Below are 16474 nucleotides of genomic sequence, written 5' to 3'. Positions count from 1 at the left end.
TATCACTTATTATTATTTCACGAATGCACGCCAGTAGGCATTTGCTTCTTCAGCTGTCATGACACCGTCATAGACAATCATTCTGTATTTTAAGGTATATCGTTTATTAGGCTCCAATTCCCAAGAATCATGTCTGATCGGAGTGAATTCGATAAAGACATTACCGATACCATTGTAGGTATTCTCTGGCCAAACACGTAGTGGTTCTGGATGAGCTTTATTCGTATTGTGGCTCATGAAAAGAATCCCACTCTCACCCGAAGAGTCGTCAGTTTCGCCCTGTACGATGATCCATTTCGCATTGGTACCATCCGCAGTATTTCTAGTATCTCCTTCTGAAGTTAAAATGGTACTATTATCTGAACCCCATTTCTCAGTGGCTCGAAAACCAATTCCACCACCATAACGGTAATCATCTAGCAAGATACCACCTGGAATCTCAGTCTCAATCGTACTGGTGTAATCCACCATGTAGCGACCTTTATCTGCAGGTTTTACCTTGATACGAAGATCTTCTTCAATGGCAATACGCTCGGATTCAGGAGCTTTTAGATCTAAGTGATTCTGTCGAACATTTAGTTCAGCAGCTCCGCCAGCTACCTTTTCAGAAAGCACATGTGAGAAATCCACCCTTCCCTTTTGATCACCAAGATTCCAAAAATCAACCTCTCTTCCAGAGATGGTTGCACGGGTCCAGGGTCCCCATATTCCATAGTGATGATAATGGTCTGTAGGTTGGATTCTCGTAAGAACTTGACCTGAGGGTGATTTTAGTGGATGAATAAATCCAGATTTAGCAAAATCTTTTTTGATACCTTCTGGGACATCTTCTACAGCCGTTTGATAGGTTAGAACAGACTGATTACCAATTACGAAATCAATTCCGTTATCTGTCTCTTTTAAGGTCACATTTTGCGCATAAACCGACACCATTAAGCATAGGTAAATCGCTGGTACACAGAAAATCCTTTTGAATATCATATAAAAATCAGGTTATTTGGATTGAATTTTAAAGATATAGAAATCTAAATTATTGACTAACCCGTTCATCTAAATACCCCATGAAGAAGATTATTATCTACGCAATCGTTTTCCTAGCCTCTGTCAATTTTGCATTGGCACAAAACCCAAAAGAGATTCCTTTGGATCAAGCTTGGAAAGACAAAATCACGGAACTGGCACCTGAAAAGGCCAATTTCCCTTTCAAAAAGAAAAGAAAGATTTTAGTCTTTTCCCTACACACAGGCTTCTGGCACTGGGTAAATCCACACACACAGGCGATGATACAGATCATTTCCGACAAAAGCGGAACTTTTGAGGTGACTACCAGCACTGATATCGCGATGATGGAGAAAGATAAGCTTAAGGAGTTTGATGCAGTGGTTTTCAACAACACTAACTCTAAACCACAATATAGAAATCTATTCGTGGATAAGCTTAGCGAAGACACATCTCTTGACAGCGCTACGGTGTGGGCTGAAGCGAATAAATTGGAGCAAAACATCATTAATTATGTGAAAAAAGGCGGTGGAATTCTACTTGTGCATGGTGGTGATACGATGTTCAACAACTCTATGGAATTCTCTAAGTTGACTGGTGGTAGCTTTGATTATCACACCAAGCAGCAGGCGTTCCAGGTAAGAATAGTAGATCCTACGCATCCACTGACCAAGTCACTTCCTGCTGAGGGTTACAATCACGTAGATGAGCCATATTTCTATAAGAATGCTTATGATGAGTTGGATTTCCATCCTCTGACTTATTTCAACAATGCTGAAATCGAAGGTCAAAGAAAAGGTCAGGAGAAAACTTCAGGCAAAACCTACGTTTCTTGGATCAGAAAAGATGGCAAAGGTAGAGCAATGTATATCTCTACTTCTCACAATGCACAAAGCTTCGAAAACGCAAATGTTTTAGCCTACTTCCTAGATGCTCTTCAGTACGTGGCTGGAGATGTGAAAGTAGATGAAACGCCGATTGGTAAGTAAAGAGTTTACTATTTAAAAGTCCAGTAGTTGAATCGTATGTGCATTCAACTATTGGGCTTTAATTTTTCCAACACATGATCAAAAGACTTTTTGTAGCAACAATTGTATTGGCAGTAGTTGCATTTTTTTATAGTAAATATGTGAGGAATGTAACGGAAGTAATTCCATTTGAAGTGATGAGAAATGCAATATTCATCTCGGCAGAAATCAATGGGGAAGTCTTTACTTTTCAATTTGATACTGGAGCTCCTACTACAATCTCTCCAGACGCAGCACAAAGGCTTGGCTTAGATTCTATTGGCTGGCATCATGGTATGGATTATTATGGAAATACCGATTCTGTGACACATACCATTATTCCGGAAATTACTGTTGGAGACATTAAAGTCAGGAATCTTAAAACATCTATAATAGCTCCTAGTAATATGTATGAGGTCTGTAATGTTCATTTAGATGGATATTTGGGTCTAGAATTTTTTGATGAAAAAGTTATTGAAATCGATCTTAGAAATAAACGATTAACCATATCTAAATCATTGAGTTCTTTAGAAAATGACTATTCCGATTTTGTCGAAATAAAGTATACTGATCAACAAAAAACTCCTTTGATTCCAATATATTATGTCGGAACCAACGCCGCTGAATTGGTACAGTTTGATACTGGATCAGGAAATAGATTTTTCAATATGAGTAAAAACACATTTGAGAAAATGATTGATGACAATATATTTTCTGAGGACATTATCACTGACACAATCCACTCTTTCACAGCACGAGGATTGTTTGGTTCACAGCAGGACATGCTGAACTATTCATTTGAAACTGAAGGATTACGTGTAGGAGAAACTATTTTTTCAAATGTGCCAGTTAACACCTTTGAAACAGAGTTTGTCTCAAATTTAGGCGCTGGACTTCTCGAAAAAGCTATTGTGGTGATCGACCTAGTAAAAGATAGGTTTTATGTTCAGCCTTATGAAAATGCAAATCTTGATTTCAAAAGAAAATTGGATTTTCAAATGGTAGATAATCAAGTTACAGTCATTGAGTCAAAATCTTATGCATACCTAGCGGGAGTGCGAAAAGGCCAAATTTTACGCTCAGTAAATGATTTACACCTAGATTCTATACCATTTTGTGAACAGCTAAATATGGATTGGTCAGAAATATATGGTCAAAAAACCATCAAGTTCACATTCGAATCAGAAGAAGGGGAAATAGTCTATAACTACACCGCCCCAGAACCTGAGAATGATTGATAATCAAGCGTCTAAGTTTATTCCAGCAATCCGAAATCAAATATCTGAAATCGTAAATCGCTAAGCTTTCTTCACAAACTCACTTTTCAGCGCCATAGAGCCAAAACCGTCGATCTTACAGTCGATGTTGTGATCTCCTTCTACCAAGCGAATACTCTTCACTTTAGTCCCGGCTTTGATTGGTTTGGGTGCTCCTTTTACGGGTAAATCTTTTATGATGGTAACAGCATCACCATCAGCGAGTATGGTTCCATTGGAATCTTTGACCACTAATCCTTCTTCGGCTTCTTCTTCTAGAACTGTGTCGAAGGTCCACTCAAAACTACATTCTGGGCAGATCAACTTTCCATCTAATTCATAGCCATAGGGTGAGTTGCAGGCAGGGCAAGCAGGTATATTTTCCATGTTGCGAAGTTAATGAAAATGTGGAAACTAGGGAGATAGGACGCCGGAGGTTTGAACCAAGCAAATTGAATGTGTAACAATCCATCTGTTTTTTAAAACAGGTTTTCAATAATTTCCGAAAATTGAATTGATTAAATGCTTATTTAGTAAACTCAGACAAAGTTATAAGCAATGACAAGACAAATTATCTTATTCTTACTCTTACTCTCTTTGGCCACCGCAGTACAGGCACAATCCTATTTTCCCGAAAAAAACCACTGGGAAAGCAAAAGCCCGGAAGCCTTGGGGCTCGATGCCGCAAAGATCAAAGATGCGATAGACTTTGCGATCGCTCATGAAAGTCAGGAAAACCCAAATCTGAAAATCGCGCATTATGAAGGCGGTTTCGGCAGAGAACCCTTTGGATATCCAATAGGCCCTATGAAAATGCGAGGGCCTGCTACAGGATTGATAATTTACAAAGGCTATATCGTTGGACAATGGGGCGATCCAGCACGTGTGGATCTTACATTTTCTGTAGCCAAAAGCTTCCTTTCTACCACAGCTGGTTTGGCCGTGAAAGCAGGACTGATTTCGGATGAAAATGATTTGGTTTATCCCTATATGGCGCCTATCTATCCGTACGATCCAAGCAAACTCAGCATTAATAAGGCAGATCATTTTGAGGATGAAGATACGTTCGAACTTTTCTCTACTGAACACAACCGCAGCATCACTTGGAATCACCTCCTGCGTCAGACATCAGATTGGGAAGGCTCCCTTTGGGGTAAGCCTGACTGGGCTGATCGACCTCGTGAGGGAGCAAAAGAGAAGAGAGCGAGACCACAAAATGCTCCAGGTTCGGTCTACGAATACAACGATACCCGTGTGAATGTGCTTGCCCTTGCCTTGATGAATATCTGGAGAAAACCTCTTCCCAAAGTCCTCAAAGAACACATCATGGATCCCATCGGCGCCAGCGATACATGGCGATGGACTGGCTATGAAAATTCCTTTGTGATTATCGATGGACAAATCATGCAATCCGTAAGTGGTGGATCACACTGGGGCGGCGGCATGATGCTCTCTGCCTATGATCAGGCTAGATTCGGCTACCTGACGATGAATAATGGCAATTGGAATGGTGAGCAATTGATACCGACATCCTGGATCGAAAAATCCAAAACTCCTACCCCCGCAAATCAAGGATATGGATTTATGAATTACTTCCTGAACTACGATCTAAAAGACATTCCTGCAGCTCCTAAAACAGCTTATTCCCATATTGGAGCAGGCACCAACATGATCTATGTAGATCAGGAAAATGACTTGGTAATCGTCGCTCGGTGGATACCGGGTGCTGATAAGAATGAGTTGGTGAGACTGGTGCTGGAGAGTTTGAAGTAGGGATTTGGCTTAGGTTATGATTAGCCTTTTTCTCAGTCTAATTTTTCTTGGCTTTGAGCTGGTTCTCGGTTGCTCACGTTTTAGGAAATGTAAAAAGGAAATTCAAACATCAATGAGTAATCTGTATTTAGATTAATAGTACTTAATTAAATCAAAGAATTGGGAGGAAAGAGCAATATTCATCAAAAAGCAAGGGAAGCTTTATTTCGGTTTCGTGCAATTGGATTCTGGATGCAAACTTCGGTCAAATCAAAGATCCCTGTTTACTCTCCCAATCCCTAAGTGAGTTAGGTGAATTGGTTTATCAGGACTATTCATTCATCTTGGTAAACGTTATTATATTCGGCATGGTCGACACCACGCAGCTAATTATTTGCTAAAAGCTAATTTACCATTAAAAAATATCCAGACTAAGTCAGATTAATTTTTAACTTATTGGAAATTAAATGAAACTAGCGAAAATCTTCAAAGGCTGCTGTGTCTTATAAATCCCGCATATGTCCAAAGAAAAAATATTTTCTATTAATCAGCCTTGGGCTATCGTGGCTGTTTACATGGTGGTAGGAATCAACTGGATACTTTTCAGTGATATCATTATCAGTAATATTTTTAGTGACAATACCCGAGCGATGTCCCGATTTCAGATGATCAAAGGTTGCCTGTATGTCTTTCTTACTGGGCTTATGCTTTACTATTTGATCAAAAAACTCTATGACGAAGTCAACGGCAGAAAACAAGAACTTGAACTACTATTCACCAACCCTAATTTGGGAATAATCAAAGTGAATGAAGATGGTTATTTCACTTACGTCAGCCCCAATATTTTGGAGATCATCGGCTATACTGATAAGGAAATCATTGGCAAAAAAGTAATAGACTTCACCCCTCCTGAATACCTAGAAGAAGATCAGAAGAAATTAGATAAAATTAGAATGTCTGAATCCGAAAAAGGTTTTATCATCAACAAGTATTTACAAGACAAGCAAGGAAATGCTATCATTATCGAATTGTATGGGATCGTACTTAAAGATAAAAAAGGTGTCTTAGAGGGATATTTAGCTGCATTTCAAAACATCACCAAGCAAGAAACATTTCTGCATTCTTTGGAAGCTAAAAACAAGCAACTTCTGGAACTTGCTTCGGACCAATCTCATCTCGTGCGCGCTCCATTGGCAAGAATACTAGGTATCATAGAACTATTTCAAAATGTGCAACTTGACTCTAATGAGAAAACAGATCTCATCAAACATTTGAAATCTTCAGGACAAGAACTGGACGAAGCTTTAAAGGAGCTTTCTCAGAAGATGAATATATGAGAATCAGATTAGGTTATTTTTGATTTCAAAATCTTTTGATTTCATATAAAACGTTAAAATGGATAACTACCTGAAGTTTATTTTTTAACTTATTCCAGTTTTAAACTTTCATGCCCAAATGCATGGTGAGATGCTGAGCTATCATTAATTTATAAGAGATATGAAAAAGCAAATCCTAGTTATTTTACTGACTATCAGCACTTATGCTGTTTCTTTCTCACAGGGTTATCAGACCAAATTCCGTGAGTTAACCCAGGAAAAACCTACCTACGAGCATCAGGAGAATGTTTTAGACTCATTAGCAAGTGCTCCTATTACGGGACTTGATAATGACACTATCTACATCAAAAAATTCGACAATATTGACAGATACTTGGATTTAAAACTGGATGATTACAAGCTTTTCCGAAATCAGGATAAATTGAATATTATTTCAAATACAGAACCAGTTTACACCTTACAAATAATGAAGCCTACTGGCAATTACCCCATTCAGATCTACAAACCTGATTCAACGAAACAATACACAGTCCTGATAAAAGACTTCTAATACTGAATCGAAACTTATCACAATAGCTCCTGCGACTGAAAACTGATCACTGCGACAACTGCCAAAACTTTACGCTTTCCAGTTACGATTTGCCTTTTTCTCCGCCTGATTTTTTTTTGCTTTGAGCCGCTTCTCGATTGCTCCTTTTTTTGGTTTGGTAGCTTTTCGGATTCGCTTCTTTTGAAAAGCCTTACGCAGCAGGTCCTCGAACTTCCGGATCACCAACTCCTTATTTTGAATTTGTGATCGCTTTTCCTGTGACTGCAACTGCAACACCCCATCTTGATCAGTTTTAGTCTGCAGTTTTTCTAGCACCATTGCCTTTTCCTCCTCGCTCAACTGACGGGAATTAGGGATATCAAATTTCAGTTGAACTTTGGATTCAACCTTATTTACATGCTGTCCGCCTGCACCTCCACTCCTCGAGGTATTGAATTGTAACTCACTGAGAAAGTCTCCCCTAGCTATCCTCTTGGTAATATTATTTACTTCGTAATCCATTTCTCAGTAATTTTTATCAGGCAAAATCTTTAAACGAGTATATGACCTCTCAGCCCGAAAATGAAATTATGGGTAAACTTTTCAGTAAAAAAGAAAAAGTAAATACTAATTTGAAGTTTAACTCAGTACTCAAACCCAGAACAACATGAAAAATAGAAGAGAATTCCTCATAAAATCCGCACTTGGAATAGGTGGACTAGCGATGGCTCCATCCTGGCTGCAGGGCGCTCCAGCCATCATCAAGTCTCTTAATAAGCCAAACTCTTTGATCAATGGAGTACAAATAGGCTGTATTACCTATTCATTCAGATCTTTACCAGATCAGAGCGCCGAGGCAACCCTTCAATATGTACTTGATTCTGGGCTTTCTGCCATAGAACTTATGGGCGATCCGGCAGAGTCTTTCGCAGGAAAACCAACGAATCCTGTCAACATGCGGGAAATGTACCCGCTTAGATCAAAACAAAGAAAAGGAGAAGAACTCACTACTGAGGAAAAAGCCAAGCTAGCAGATATGACTGCTCAGTCTGAGGCTTACGGAAAAGAAGTTGCAGCATGGAGAAATAAGGTTGGTACGGCGCCTTTTGAGAAAATGCGTAAAATGTACAACGATGCAGGGGTCAGCATATATGCTTTTAAACCAAATGCTTTTGGTATAAATGCTTCCGATGAAGAAATCGCCTATGGAATGACTGCTGCGAAGGCTTTGGGTGCTAGTCATGTCACTCTTGAGCATCCTTCAAATGATGCACATACCTTACGCCTGGGGAAACTAGGAGAAAAATATAAAATGTCTGTTGGCTATCATGGTCATGAGCAGGAGACCTTTACATTTTGGGACACTGCGTTAGAGCAAAGCAAGAGAAATGGGCTAAATCTAGACGCAGGGCATTACATCGCTGCAGGAAATACAGACCTAATTCCTCTGATAGAAAAGCAACATAAGCGCATTCTCAGCATGCATACCAAAGACCGTCAAACCCCTGCCAACGGCAAAGGAAACTTGCCGTGGGGAACTGGAGACACGCCTATCCCTGAATTATTAAATCTGATGGCAAAAAATAAGTATAAGTTCCCGGCTACCATTGAGTTGGAATACCAGATCCCTGAAGGATCAGATGCTGTCAAAGAGGTTCAGAAATGTGTTGAATTTTGTAAAAAAGCACTAGTTTAGTGTAGAAATTTAATTTTCCATAATTGGTTTTTCAAACTACTTTTTTGAAGCGGCAGTATAAGCACTGCCGCTTTTAGTTTTTGTAGGATAGTCAAACTTAAATTGGACGCAGAAAACAGCAATTAAAAGATCTAAGAGAAACACCTCAACCTCACTCATTTTACTGGACTTTCGATACTAAGCTCCATGAATATTCAGGGATATTAGCTACCAACTTTCCCTCCTCACAAAATCTCCATATATTGGATTTGTAAAATAACAACCCCAAGAATAACCTAATTTATGGAATACAGAAAGTTAGGAAACACTGGACTAGACTTGTCTATTCTGGGATTTGGAGCATCACCTATGGGAGATGTATTCAATGTTTCTGACGAAAAAGACGGTTACCGAGCCGTAGCCTATGCGATCGATCATGGTGTGAATTTTTTCGATGTTTCTCCTTTTTATGGTCTTACCCTGGCGGAAAAGCGACTGGGAAATGCGCTCGAAGGAAAGCGTGACAAGGTGATTTTAGCTACAAAATGCGGTCGCTATGACTTACAGGAATTTGATTTTTCTGAAAAGCGAATTCTGAAAAGCGTAGATGAATCTCTATCCAGACTGAAAACAGATTACGTCGATCTCCTCCAGCTTCATGACATAGAGTTTGTGGACAAAGAGCAAATCATCAATGAAGCTTGGCCGACACTAGTAAAACTGAAAGAATCCGGCAAAGCTCGTTTTATAGGAATTACTGGTTTGCCGGTAAATTACCTAGCCGAAATCACGAGAAATATAGATGTAGATACAGTTCTTTCTTGGGCGCATTATAATCTACTGGAAGATGAAATCAACCGTGAGCTCGTCCCTCTTTCGAAAGAAAAGTGCTTCGGTTTGATGAATGCAGCTCCTTTGATGCAGCGCATACTTTCGGATGCTCCATTGCCGGAATGGCATAGATCTCCACAAGCGATGAAGGATATGCAATCGCAACTACTTAGCCTTTGTGCGAAATATGGCGTGAAGCTCAGCGATGTGGCTATTCGCTACGCCTTGGATCATCCTGATATTTCTACCACAATCGTAGGAATGTGTGATTTAGCCACCATCACCCAAAATGTATCCGTGCTTGATTTCAGGATTCCAGATGGTCTTTTGGAAGAAATCGAAACACTCGTCGCTCCTGTCAAAAACCAAATGTGGTTTGAAGGGAAAGCGGAGAATAATATATAAGCTGGGAGACCGAAGACGGGAGACGGAAGCGACCTTCATCGCAAACGACGGAGAGCATGTCTCGATTCGTCGGGAAGTGAAGCGATCTGTTAGTAAGAAATAACCCTTCGACTTCGCTCAGGGTGACAATCGTGTCAGACTGAGCGAAGTCGAAGTCGCTATATAGTAAAGTATTAAACTAAAAACCTCAAACCTCATGAAAGCATTAGTACTCACCGATATCGGTAAAACAGAACTTCGAGAAGTCGAAAAACCAACACCTAAATCCGGAGAAGTTCTCCTAAAAGTCGGTATGGTTGGCTTTTGCGGTGGAGATCTGAATTCTTATCGAGGACTTTTTCCGCTACAGGAATATCCAAATATCCTAGGGCATGAAGTTGGGGGAACTATCGAAGAACTCGGAACTGATATTCCTGAGAACATCAAAGTTGGAATGAAAGTGACGGTTTATCCTTACTTGAATTGTGGAAAATGTATTGCTTGCCGCAAGGGCGCCCGAAATGCATGCAAGGAAAATAAGACGATGGGAGTTCGTCGTCCTGGTGCCATGTGCCGATACATTGCCTTGCCTTGGCAAGATGTGTTTCCTTCTGAAAAATTATCCTTACGTGAATTAGCTTTGGCGGAGCCGCTGACGGTTGGTTTTCACTCTGTGAATCGCGCAAAGGTGACAGCTCAGGATCGTGTAGCAGTAATCGGCTGTGGAATCGTAGGCTTGGGAGCTGTAGCATCAGCGGTGAATAAAGGAGCTGAAGTGATCGCAATTGATCTGGACGACGCAAAGCTCGCTATAGCAAAGAAAATAGGAGTGAAACACACCATCAATCCAAAGAAGATAGATCTACATCAGACCCTTCAGGAAATGACTACCAACGATGGCCCAGACGTGATCATCGAAGCAGTGGGAAGTCCTATAACTTATCGTCAAGCTGTGGAAGAAGTGGCTTTTACTGGCAGAGTTGTCTGCATTGGCTACGCAAAAGCACCTGTGGAATTCAATACTTCTCTTTTTGTGCAAAAAGAAATTGAGATTCTAGGTTCGAGAAATTGCACCACCGAATTCCCTGAAGTAATCGAATATTTAGAACAAGGAAAATTCCCTGTGGATGAGGTTATCAGCAAAGTGGTGACCATTGATGAGTCCGAAAAAGCTCTTGCAGATTGGGCTGAGAGCCAAGAGGGAATAATTAAAATAATGATTGATTTTGATAAATAAGAAAATGATAAAATCCTGCGTAACAATCGCTCTAGTACCTCAAATCAAAACTGGCCCTTGGATATTCTGGGAAGACCTGGAAGCTGGAATGGCGAAAGCTTCCAAGCTTGGCTTTGACGCAATAGAACTTTTCACAGCTTCTGCTGATGCGATTGAAATTCCTAGATTAAAAGACCTTCTAGCTCAATACAAGCTGGAACTAGCTGCTGTAGGAACTGGAGCTGGTAAGGTAATTCATGGTTTAACACTTACAGATCCTGATCCAGCAATTCGAGAAAAAGCAATTTCATTTATAAAGGATATGATGGATTTCGGAGCTGCCTTTGGAGCACCCGCAATTATAGGTTCCATGCAGGGAAATGTACTTCCTGGAAATAACAGAGAGGAAACAATGTCTTGGCTGTCAGAAGGATTGAATCAACTTGGGAAGCATGCCGAATCGAAAGGGGTCACTTTGATCTATGAGCCTCTAAATCGCTACGAAACCAACTTGCTTAATACCATAGAAGCTGGATCAAACTTTATGGATTCTTTGGATACCAAGTCGGTGAAGCTATTGGCTGATTTATTTCACATGAATATTGAAGAAGGCAATTTGGAAGAAAGTATTCTGAACTGGGGGAAAAATATCGGACACCTGCACTTTGCGGATAGTAATAGACGTGCTATGGGTTTTGGACATACTTCGATGAAGGAAATAGCCGATGCTTTGAAAACAATTGGTTATGCTGGTTATGCTTCAGCTGAAGCTTTCCCCTACCCTAATCCTGATGAAGCTGCTGAGCAGACTATTGAGGAGTTTAGGAAATGGTTTCGCTAAACGGAAGTGGGATTTACGAAATACGATTTACGAGATTCTTAGGTACTCCAAGCCATGAATTTTCAATTAAACTTTCTCCTATTCTTGATTCTAGACTCTTGACTCTAAAATCTTATGTCTTAAGTCTAATGTCTTAAATCTGATATCTTGATACTAATAAAATGAAACGTTTCGCACTGACACTTGACCTCATTGACGATGAGGAATCTATCAAAGAATACGAGCAGCATCATGCGGCCGGAGCTGCCTGGCCTGAAGTCACACAACATGATATAGATGCCGGCATTCTCAATATTGAAATTTTCCGAACAGGCAATCGCATGTTTATGCTACTGGAAACTGTCGATGAGTTCGACTTCGAAGTCAAAGCCAAGTTCGATGCAACCAACCCAAAAATCGCCGAATGGGAAGATTTTATGTGGAAATATCAGCAGCCGATTCCATGGGCTAAGCCTGGAGAAAAGTGGGTGCTGATGAATAGAATTTTTAAGTCCGGAGCGTAATTAACAATAATTGATTAGCTGATTTCTCATTTAATAGGCATTTTGCTGACTCACAAACTTTTACCCAAATGAAAAAATTCTCTCTATTGTTCTCCTTGGTTTTGCTCAGTTCAACCTTGCTCTTTGCCCAAAACACGATGAATCCCCCAAAAGGATATGATCATGATACAGGAATGATGGTGTCCATGCTGGAAAACCTTAGAGCAAGGATAATTTACAGCACACAAGAGCTCAATCAGGAACAGACAGATTTTCTATTAGATGATAAAGCAAATCGAATTGGTGCGATGATTATGCACTTGGCCGCAACAGAAGTATATTATCAAGCTTACACATTTGAAGGCAGAGGATTTAATGAGGCCGAAAAAGAGAAATGGGAAACCGCTTTGAACCTAGGCGATGAAGCAAGAGTAGAATTTGTTGGAAAACCTATTCAATACTACTTAGATATATGGGCACAGGTTCGCCAAAAGACCTTGGAAACACTCAAGGAGAAAGACGATAAATGGTTTGCGAAGCTTGCAAAAGGAGGACAGACAGATAATCATTGGGCTTGGTTTCATGTGATGGAACATCAGGCCAATCACATGGGCCAAATCAACATGCTGAAAAGCAGATTACCAGAGTAAGGTCTTCTTACTTCACATCGATCTCAAAAGTCTTCTCAAAGGCCAAACCGTCCTTTGTTAATCCCTCAACTCTCAGATTCATACGTTTCAGAGCTTGAGGGATTTTTACTTTGAAAAAGTAAGTTCCTCCATCAGTTTCAGCATTTGCATTCCAATACAGTGTAGGTTTAATCTCTACTGGATCTTCATTTTCATAATTATCCGGGAATGCAATTTCAGGAGAAAAGCCACGAATATGGAATTGCTGAAATTCGGAAGAGTTAAATGCGTTATCCTTCCCAGGCTTAGTTCTCTGGCCTTTTTTGGTAGTAATCATTATTACCCCGCCAAATCCTGCCATACCAAAGGAAGCTGAATTAAAGGTGTAGACTTTGATGGATTCTAATTCAGCAGGTATAAATGTACTTATCAAAATATCAAAGCTTTCATTATCTAAAAATGGATATTGAGCACCATCGATAATTAATAACGGGTTTGATGCCTTTAAGCCAAAATTGTAATTCCCAATAGTTTTCCAACCATTCTTAAAACCTAATTGTCCAGCCAAAGCCTCAGGCGAAATAGTTGCCAATTTATCACCACTAATTTCTCGATCCGAAGGCCCATACCCATAGTTTCGATCCTCCATGGTTTCAATCTTTTCATCTTCTTTCACAAATTCTTCCAGCAACACATAATCCCCTGAGATATCAAACTTTAATCCATCGTCTTGTCTCTGGTAGGTTTGATAATTGAGTTTAGGATATGAACCTACGAAAAGAGGTTTAGTCTTTTCATTTACCGTAACCGATCCATAATGCCTTTGCTTTGAATCCATAGCGGCAATTGAAATCGTAGCCGTATCCGTGAAAAACAATCCTGTAGCTCGGAAATACCCCGAAGAATCTGTTTTTACTATGCCATAATCAGCCAAATCATCTCTGACAATGGTGATAGGATTAATCACAGGATCGCGCTTTTTATCACTTTTGAATTGGCCATCGACTGTAATCCCATACTCTATCTGATGATTACTGAGTGAAAAATTGGTAGGTGAAGGCGATTTATCCAGCCATTCCATTGCGCTAATTATAGACGGACTATCTCCAATCGTTGATACCAAATCAGCATCAGTCAAAGAAAGGGTAAAGTGAGCATCCGTCAATTCCTCCGTCTCATCCAGAAAAGATAAGTCGATTTTCATCTCCTTATAAGAATCTCTGTTGTAAATGGTGTCCATCATCGAAATAGTCAAATCCCCAAATAGGTCAGGATTAGAAATTGGAACAGCTGTTACATTTTCTTCCTTTTTCAGTATAGGAACTGCTCGAAGAAAAATATCCTGTTCCGGAAAATTACGCATCCACTCAGTATATGCTCGAAGAAAGTAATCACCTGATTGGAGTTCTTTAGGTAAAACCAAAGCTCCCGAGATCTTACCTCCTTTGATAGGAAAAGTCTCTGATTGAATGATTTTGGCGTTTTTATCCATTAGGTCCACATAGAGTACTCTGCTCAGCGAATCAGACATAATCTTATTTTGATAGAGCATTTCACCACCAAGCCAGACTGTCTCACCAGGATAATAATAGGGTTTATTCGTACTGAAATAGGGTCTTTCACGCAGATTATTCCAGCGTGTGATTTGCTGCAGGCTAGTGTCTACCTCAGCCAGGTATTTTTCAAAAGTCTCAGAGGGCATAAAATCATATGGTAAAAATCTACCCATTCGCGCCCGCCCCATGTATCCAGATAGAACCACCTGTGATGGCATCACCGGCACACCATTTCGGTCAATATCAAAGTAGCCCAATGGAGCCGTGATCCAGCTGATCGGATGATACAGGTCTGTGTAATAATCATTCCACCAGGTTTTATTTTTGTAGTGAATTTCTGCCTCGAATGGCCATACGATTCTATAATTTCCATTTTCTAGCGGTATGCGCTGTATAGAATCCCCGTCTAAAAGTTTGATTGACTTGCCAAGTTCCTCATGGTAAACATTCGTTCTTTCCCGCAACATGGAAGATTTATCAAGTTCATAAATCTCAAAGTTTTCCTCAGCCACATTGCTCAATAGGATTGATTTAAATAAATGACGAATCGAACCTATATAGCTCGTCTCTTTATTGGCATCCAAAGTCGCTAAAGCAGTTGAATCACTAATATCCTGAGGGCTGAAAAACACAAACCCCAAATAACTGGACCGATTATTATAAAAACGATAATCAGTCAAATAATAGGTCACATCATAACCTAAGGCATTATTTGCAATTTGTAAAGGAGCTTGGGCTGTAGCATGAACATAGTTAGGACCATTTTCTTTTACAGTTTCGAAGTCCAGCACCCAAGGATTTTTAATTTCTAGTTGAGATGAGAAAGGATCGTCTGGTACTGCCAAAAACACTTCCTTAAATCGACGTAGATCACGTTCCCATTTCTTGTCTCTCCTACTTTTTAATTCTACTTCAGACAGTATAGATTCCAAAGGGTTCAAGGAGAAATTAGCTTTCGTGGCACCTGAAATATTTAAAGTTTTAGTACTCGTCTCATAACCTACAAACGAGGCCACCAACTCAACTGTCCTAGAAAATTTACCAGAAATCGAATAGTTGCCCTGCTCATCAGTAGTGCTTCCAATAGTTGTATTGTTTATAAATACATTGGCAAAGGGCATGGGTTCACCAGTTTTCGAATCTTTTACAGTTCCCGAAATCGTTTGAGCATTTACAGAAAAATTGATAAAACCCACAGCCAACAAAAAGTACAGTAATCTAGCTGCGTATGAAGTCATTAGGTAGAAATTGGGTCAGTTCACTAAGATAGAAGTTTTGGTGAAAAATCACATTGATACATTTTTGTTTTAGGCGAAGTAAGATATACCAACAAAAAACTCTAGCTGGCTCAACCCTTATGACTTGGACCAACAATAATGCAATCTCCTAACTGCTGTTAGGCTAAGTTACAAAACGTTCCCTAGGAACGTCTGGTCTGTAGATAAGAGTCTATCGAGAAGTATTTTCGTTCCAGAGGAACGACTCGTGAAATATGAAAAAACCATGCATTCAGTTGGAACAAATAACATCTGAAGTTATGCTGCTTCTCCAGAAGCAGCATTAATCCAAAAAGTCCAGCTTATGGAGAAGCAGGACAACTCGGAGCTTTGAAAATAAAATGATGTCTCATGCCATTCAGTTAGGAAAACAGATCAAAACATACACAAAACACTCCTCTCAAAATCCTCTCGTTTTGGCGAACCGGCAATGCGCGATTGACTGCATTTCTGCCAAAACCCAGACACGACAAAAATTTCTACCCCAGGTTAAAACCTGGGCTACAAAAATATCGCTCCTATGGAGCTGCCTCTTACAATTCATATAGGAAAACAGATCACCCCCCCCTTCTAACTGGCTCAACCCTTATGACTTGGACCAACAATAATGCAATCTCCTAACTGCTGTTAGGCTAAGTTACAAAACGTTCCCTAGGAACGTCTGGTCTGTAGATAAGAGTCTATCGAGAAGTATTTTCGTTCC

15 protein-coding genes are annotated in these 16474 nt (G+C 40.0%); 11 read left to right on the top strand and 4 right to left on the bottom strand.

Features of this window, described 5'->3' with window-relative positions:
• Window positions 1–12 precede the first annotated feature (12 nt).
• Window positions 13–981, bottom strand: a complete 969-nt coding sequence (locus LV85_RS18940; protein ID WP_111322400.1) for a DUF6807 domain-containing protein — start codon at window positions 979–981, stop codon at window positions 13–15.
• An 80-nt stretch (window positions 982–1061) separates the two neighbouring features.
• On the opposite strand from LV85_RS18940, the gene LV85_RS18935 reads away from it, so the two are divergent.
• On the top strand, window positions 1062–1988 hold the full coding sequence (locus LV85_RS18935) for a ThuA domain-containing protein (protein ID WP_111322398.1): 927 nt from the start codon (window positions 1062–1064) through the stop codon (window positions 1986–1988).
• Window positions 1989–2062: 74 nt separating this feature from the next.
• Window positions 2063–3244: a retropepsin-like aspartic protease gene (locus LV85_RS18930; RefSeq protein ID WP_111322396.1), complete on the top strand. Its 1182-nt coding sequence runs from the start codon at window positions 2063–2065 to the stop codon at window positions 3242–3244.
• Window positions 3245–3304: 60 nt separating this feature from the next.
• Here the strand turns inward: LV85_RS18930 and LV85_RS18925 are convergent, their stop codons facing one another.
• A complete protein-coding gene (locus tag LV85_RS18925) occupies window positions 3305–3649 on the bottom strand; it encodes a zinc ribbon domain-containing protein YjdM (protein ID WP_111322394.1) in 345 nt (114 codons plus the stop codon).
• Window positions 3650–3820: 171 nt separating this feature from the next.
• Between LV85_RS18925 and LV85_RS18920 the strand changes: the two genes are divergently transcribed.
• The 3 genes from LV85_RS18920 (at window position 3821) to LV85_RS18910 (ending at window position 6901) form a co-directional block, all read left to right on the top strand.
• The gene (locus tag LV85_RS18920; protein ID WP_111322392.1) at window positions 3821–5035 is read left to right on the top strand and encodes a serine hydrolase domain-containing protein; all 1215 of its coding nucleotides are present in this window, start codon (window positions 3821–3823) and stop codon (window positions 5033–5035) included.
• A gap of 497 nt (window positions 5036–5532) precedes the next feature.
• Complete coding sequence (locus LV85_RS18915; protein ID WP_111322390.1) at window positions 5533–6351, top strand: PAS domain-containing protein; 819 nt, start codon at window positions 5533–5535, stop codon at window positions 6349–6351.
• 160 nt (window positions 6352–6511) lie between these two features.
• Window positions 6512–6901, top strand: coding sequence for a hypothetical protein (locus LV85_RS18910; RefSeq protein ID WP_111322388.1), 390 nt, complete (start codon window positions 6512–6514; stop codon window positions 6899–6901).
• Between the two features lie 69 nt (window positions 6902–6970).
• On the opposite strand, the gene arfB is transcribed toward LV85_RS18910, so the two are convergent.
• The gene (arfB, locus tag LV85_RS18905; protein WP_111322386.1) at window positions 6971–7402 is read right to left on the bottom strand and encodes an alternative ribosome rescue aminoacyl-tRNA hydrolase ArfB; all 432 of its coding nucleotides are present in this window, start codon (window positions 7400–7402) and stop codon (window positions 6971–6973) included.
• 145 nt (window positions 7403–7547) lie between these two features.
• Between arfB and LV85_RS18900 the strand changes: the two genes are divergently transcribed.
• The 6 genes from LV85_RS18900 (at window position 7548) to LV85_RS18875 (ending at window position 12959) form a co-directional block, all read left to right on the top strand.
• Window positions 7548–8576 carry a sugar phosphate isomerase/epimerase family protein gene (locus tag LV85_RS18900; protein ID WP_111322384.1) on the top strand — a complete coding sequence of 343 codons (1029 nt, stop codon included), beginning with the start codon at window positions 7548–7550 and terminating at the stop codon, window positions 8574–8576.
• A 282-nt stretch (window positions 8577–8858) separates the two neighbouring features.
• A complete protein-coding gene (locus tag LV85_RS18895; protein ID WP_111322382.1) occupies window positions 8859–9791 on the top strand; it encodes an aldo/keto reductase in 933 nt (310 codons plus the stop codon).
• A gap of 196 nt (window positions 9792–9987) precedes the next feature.
• Complete coding sequence (locus tag LV85_RS18890; protein ID WP_111322380.1) at window positions 9988–11007, top strand: zinc-binding alcohol dehydrogenase family protein; 1020 nt, start codon at window positions 9988–9990, stop codon at window positions 11005–11007.
• 4 nt (window positions 11008–11011) lie between these two features.
• The gene (locus LV85_RS18885) at window positions 11012–11827 is read left to right on the top strand and encodes a sugar phosphate isomerase/epimerase family protein (RefSeq protein ID WP_111322378.1); all 816 of its coding nucleotides are present in this window, start codon (window positions 11012–11014) and stop codon (window positions 11825–11827) included.
• A gap of 161 nt (window positions 11828–11988) precedes the next feature.
• The gene (locus LV85_RS18880) at window positions 11989–12330 is read left to right on the top strand and encodes an L-rhamnose mutarotase (protein ID WP_111322376.1); all 342 of its coding nucleotides are present in this window, start codon (window positions 11989–11991) and stop codon (window positions 12328–12330) included.
• Window positions 12331–12398: 68 nt separating this feature from the next.
• Window positions 12399–12959 (top strand): mycothiol transferase, encoded by a 561-nt coding sequence (locus LV85_RS18875; protein ID WP_111322374.1) that lies wholly within the window; start codon window positions 12399–12401, stop codon window positions 12957–12959.
• Window positions 12960–12966: 7 nt separating this feature from the next.
• Here the strand turns inward: LV85_RS18875 and LV85_RS18870 are convergent, their stop codons facing one another.
• Complete coding sequence (locus tag LV85_RS18870) at window positions 12967–15732, bottom strand: carboxypeptidase-like regulatory domain-containing protein (protein ID WP_111322372.1); 2766 nt, start codon at window positions 15730–15732, stop codon at window positions 12967–12969.
• Window positions 15733–16474 lie beyond the last annotated feature (742 nt).

The sequence above is a fragment of the Algoriphagus chordae genome, assembly GCF_003254055.1.
In the GTDB taxonomy this organism is placed as follows: domain Bacteria; phylum Bacteroidota; class Bacteroidia; order Cytophagales; family Cyclobacteriaceae; genus Algoriphagus; species Algoriphagus chordae.
Note: the sequence above shows the minus strand (reverse complement) of the source record. Positions and strands in the feature narration are given on the sequence as shown.

What these genes read in the sequence shown, in the direction of transcription:
- LV85_RS18940 (WP_111322400.1), bottom strand. Translation starts at nt 981, where the DNA reads ATGATATTCAAAAGGATTTTCTGTGTACCAGCGATTTACCTATGCTTA.
- LV85_RS18935 (WP_111322398.1), top strand. Translation starts at nt 1,062, where the DNA reads ATGAAGAAGATTATTATCTACGCAATCGTTTTCCTAGCCTCTGTCAAT.
- LV85_RS18930 (WP_111322396.1), top strand. Translation starts at nt 2,063, where the DNA reads ATGATCAAAAGACTTTTTGTAGCAACAATTGTATTGGCAGTAGTTGCA.
- LV85_RS18925 (WP_111322394.1), bottom strand. Translation starts at nt 3,649, where the DNA reads ATGGAAAATATACCTGCTTGCCCTGCCTGCAACTCACCCTATGGCTAT.
- LV85_RS18920 (WP_111322392.1), top strand. Translation starts at nt 3,821, where the DNA reads ATGACAAGACAAATTATCTTATTCTTACTCTTACTCTCTTTGGCCACC.
- LV85_RS18915 (WP_111322390.1), top strand. Translation starts at nt 5,533, where the DNA reads ATGTCCAAAGAAAAAATATTTTCTATTAATCAGCCTTGGGCTATCGTG.
- LV85_RS18910 (WP_111322388.1), top strand. Translation starts at nt 6,512, where the DNA reads ATGAAAAAGCAAATCCTAGTTATTTTACTGACTATCAGCACTTATGCT.
- arfB (WP_111322386.1), bottom strand. Translation starts at nt 7,402, where the DNA reads ATGGATTACGAAGTAAATAATATTACCAAGAGGATAGCTAGGGGAGAC.
- LV85_RS18900 (WP_111322384.1), top strand. Translation starts at nt 7,548, where the DNA reads ATGAAAAATAGAAGAGAATTCCTCATAAAATCCGCACTTGGAATAGGT.
- LV85_RS18895 (WP_111322382.1), top strand. Translation starts at nt 8,859, where the DNA reads ATGGAATACAGAAAGTTAGGAAACACTGGACTAGACTTGTCTATTCTG.
- LV85_RS18890 (WP_111322380.1), top strand. Translation starts at nt 9,988, where the DNA reads ATGAAAGCATTAGTACTCACCGATATCGGTAAAACAGAACTTCGAGAA.
- LV85_RS18885 (WP_111322378.1), top strand. Translation starts at nt 11,012, where the DNA reads ATGATAAAATCCTGCGTAACAATCGCTCTAGTACCTCAAATCAAAACT.
- LV85_RS18880 (WP_111322376.1), top strand. Translation starts at nt 11,989, where the DNA reads ATGAAACGTTTCGCACTGACACTTGACCTCATTGACGATGAGGAATCT.
- LV85_RS18875 (WP_111322374.1), top strand. Translation starts at nt 12,399, where the DNA reads ATGAAAAAATTCTCTCTATTGTTCTCCTTGGTTTTGCTCAGTTCAACC.
- LV85_RS18870 (WP_111322372.1), bottom strand. Translation starts at nt 15,732, where the DNA reads ATGACTTCATACGCAGCTAGATTACTGTACTTTTTGTTGGCTGTGGGT.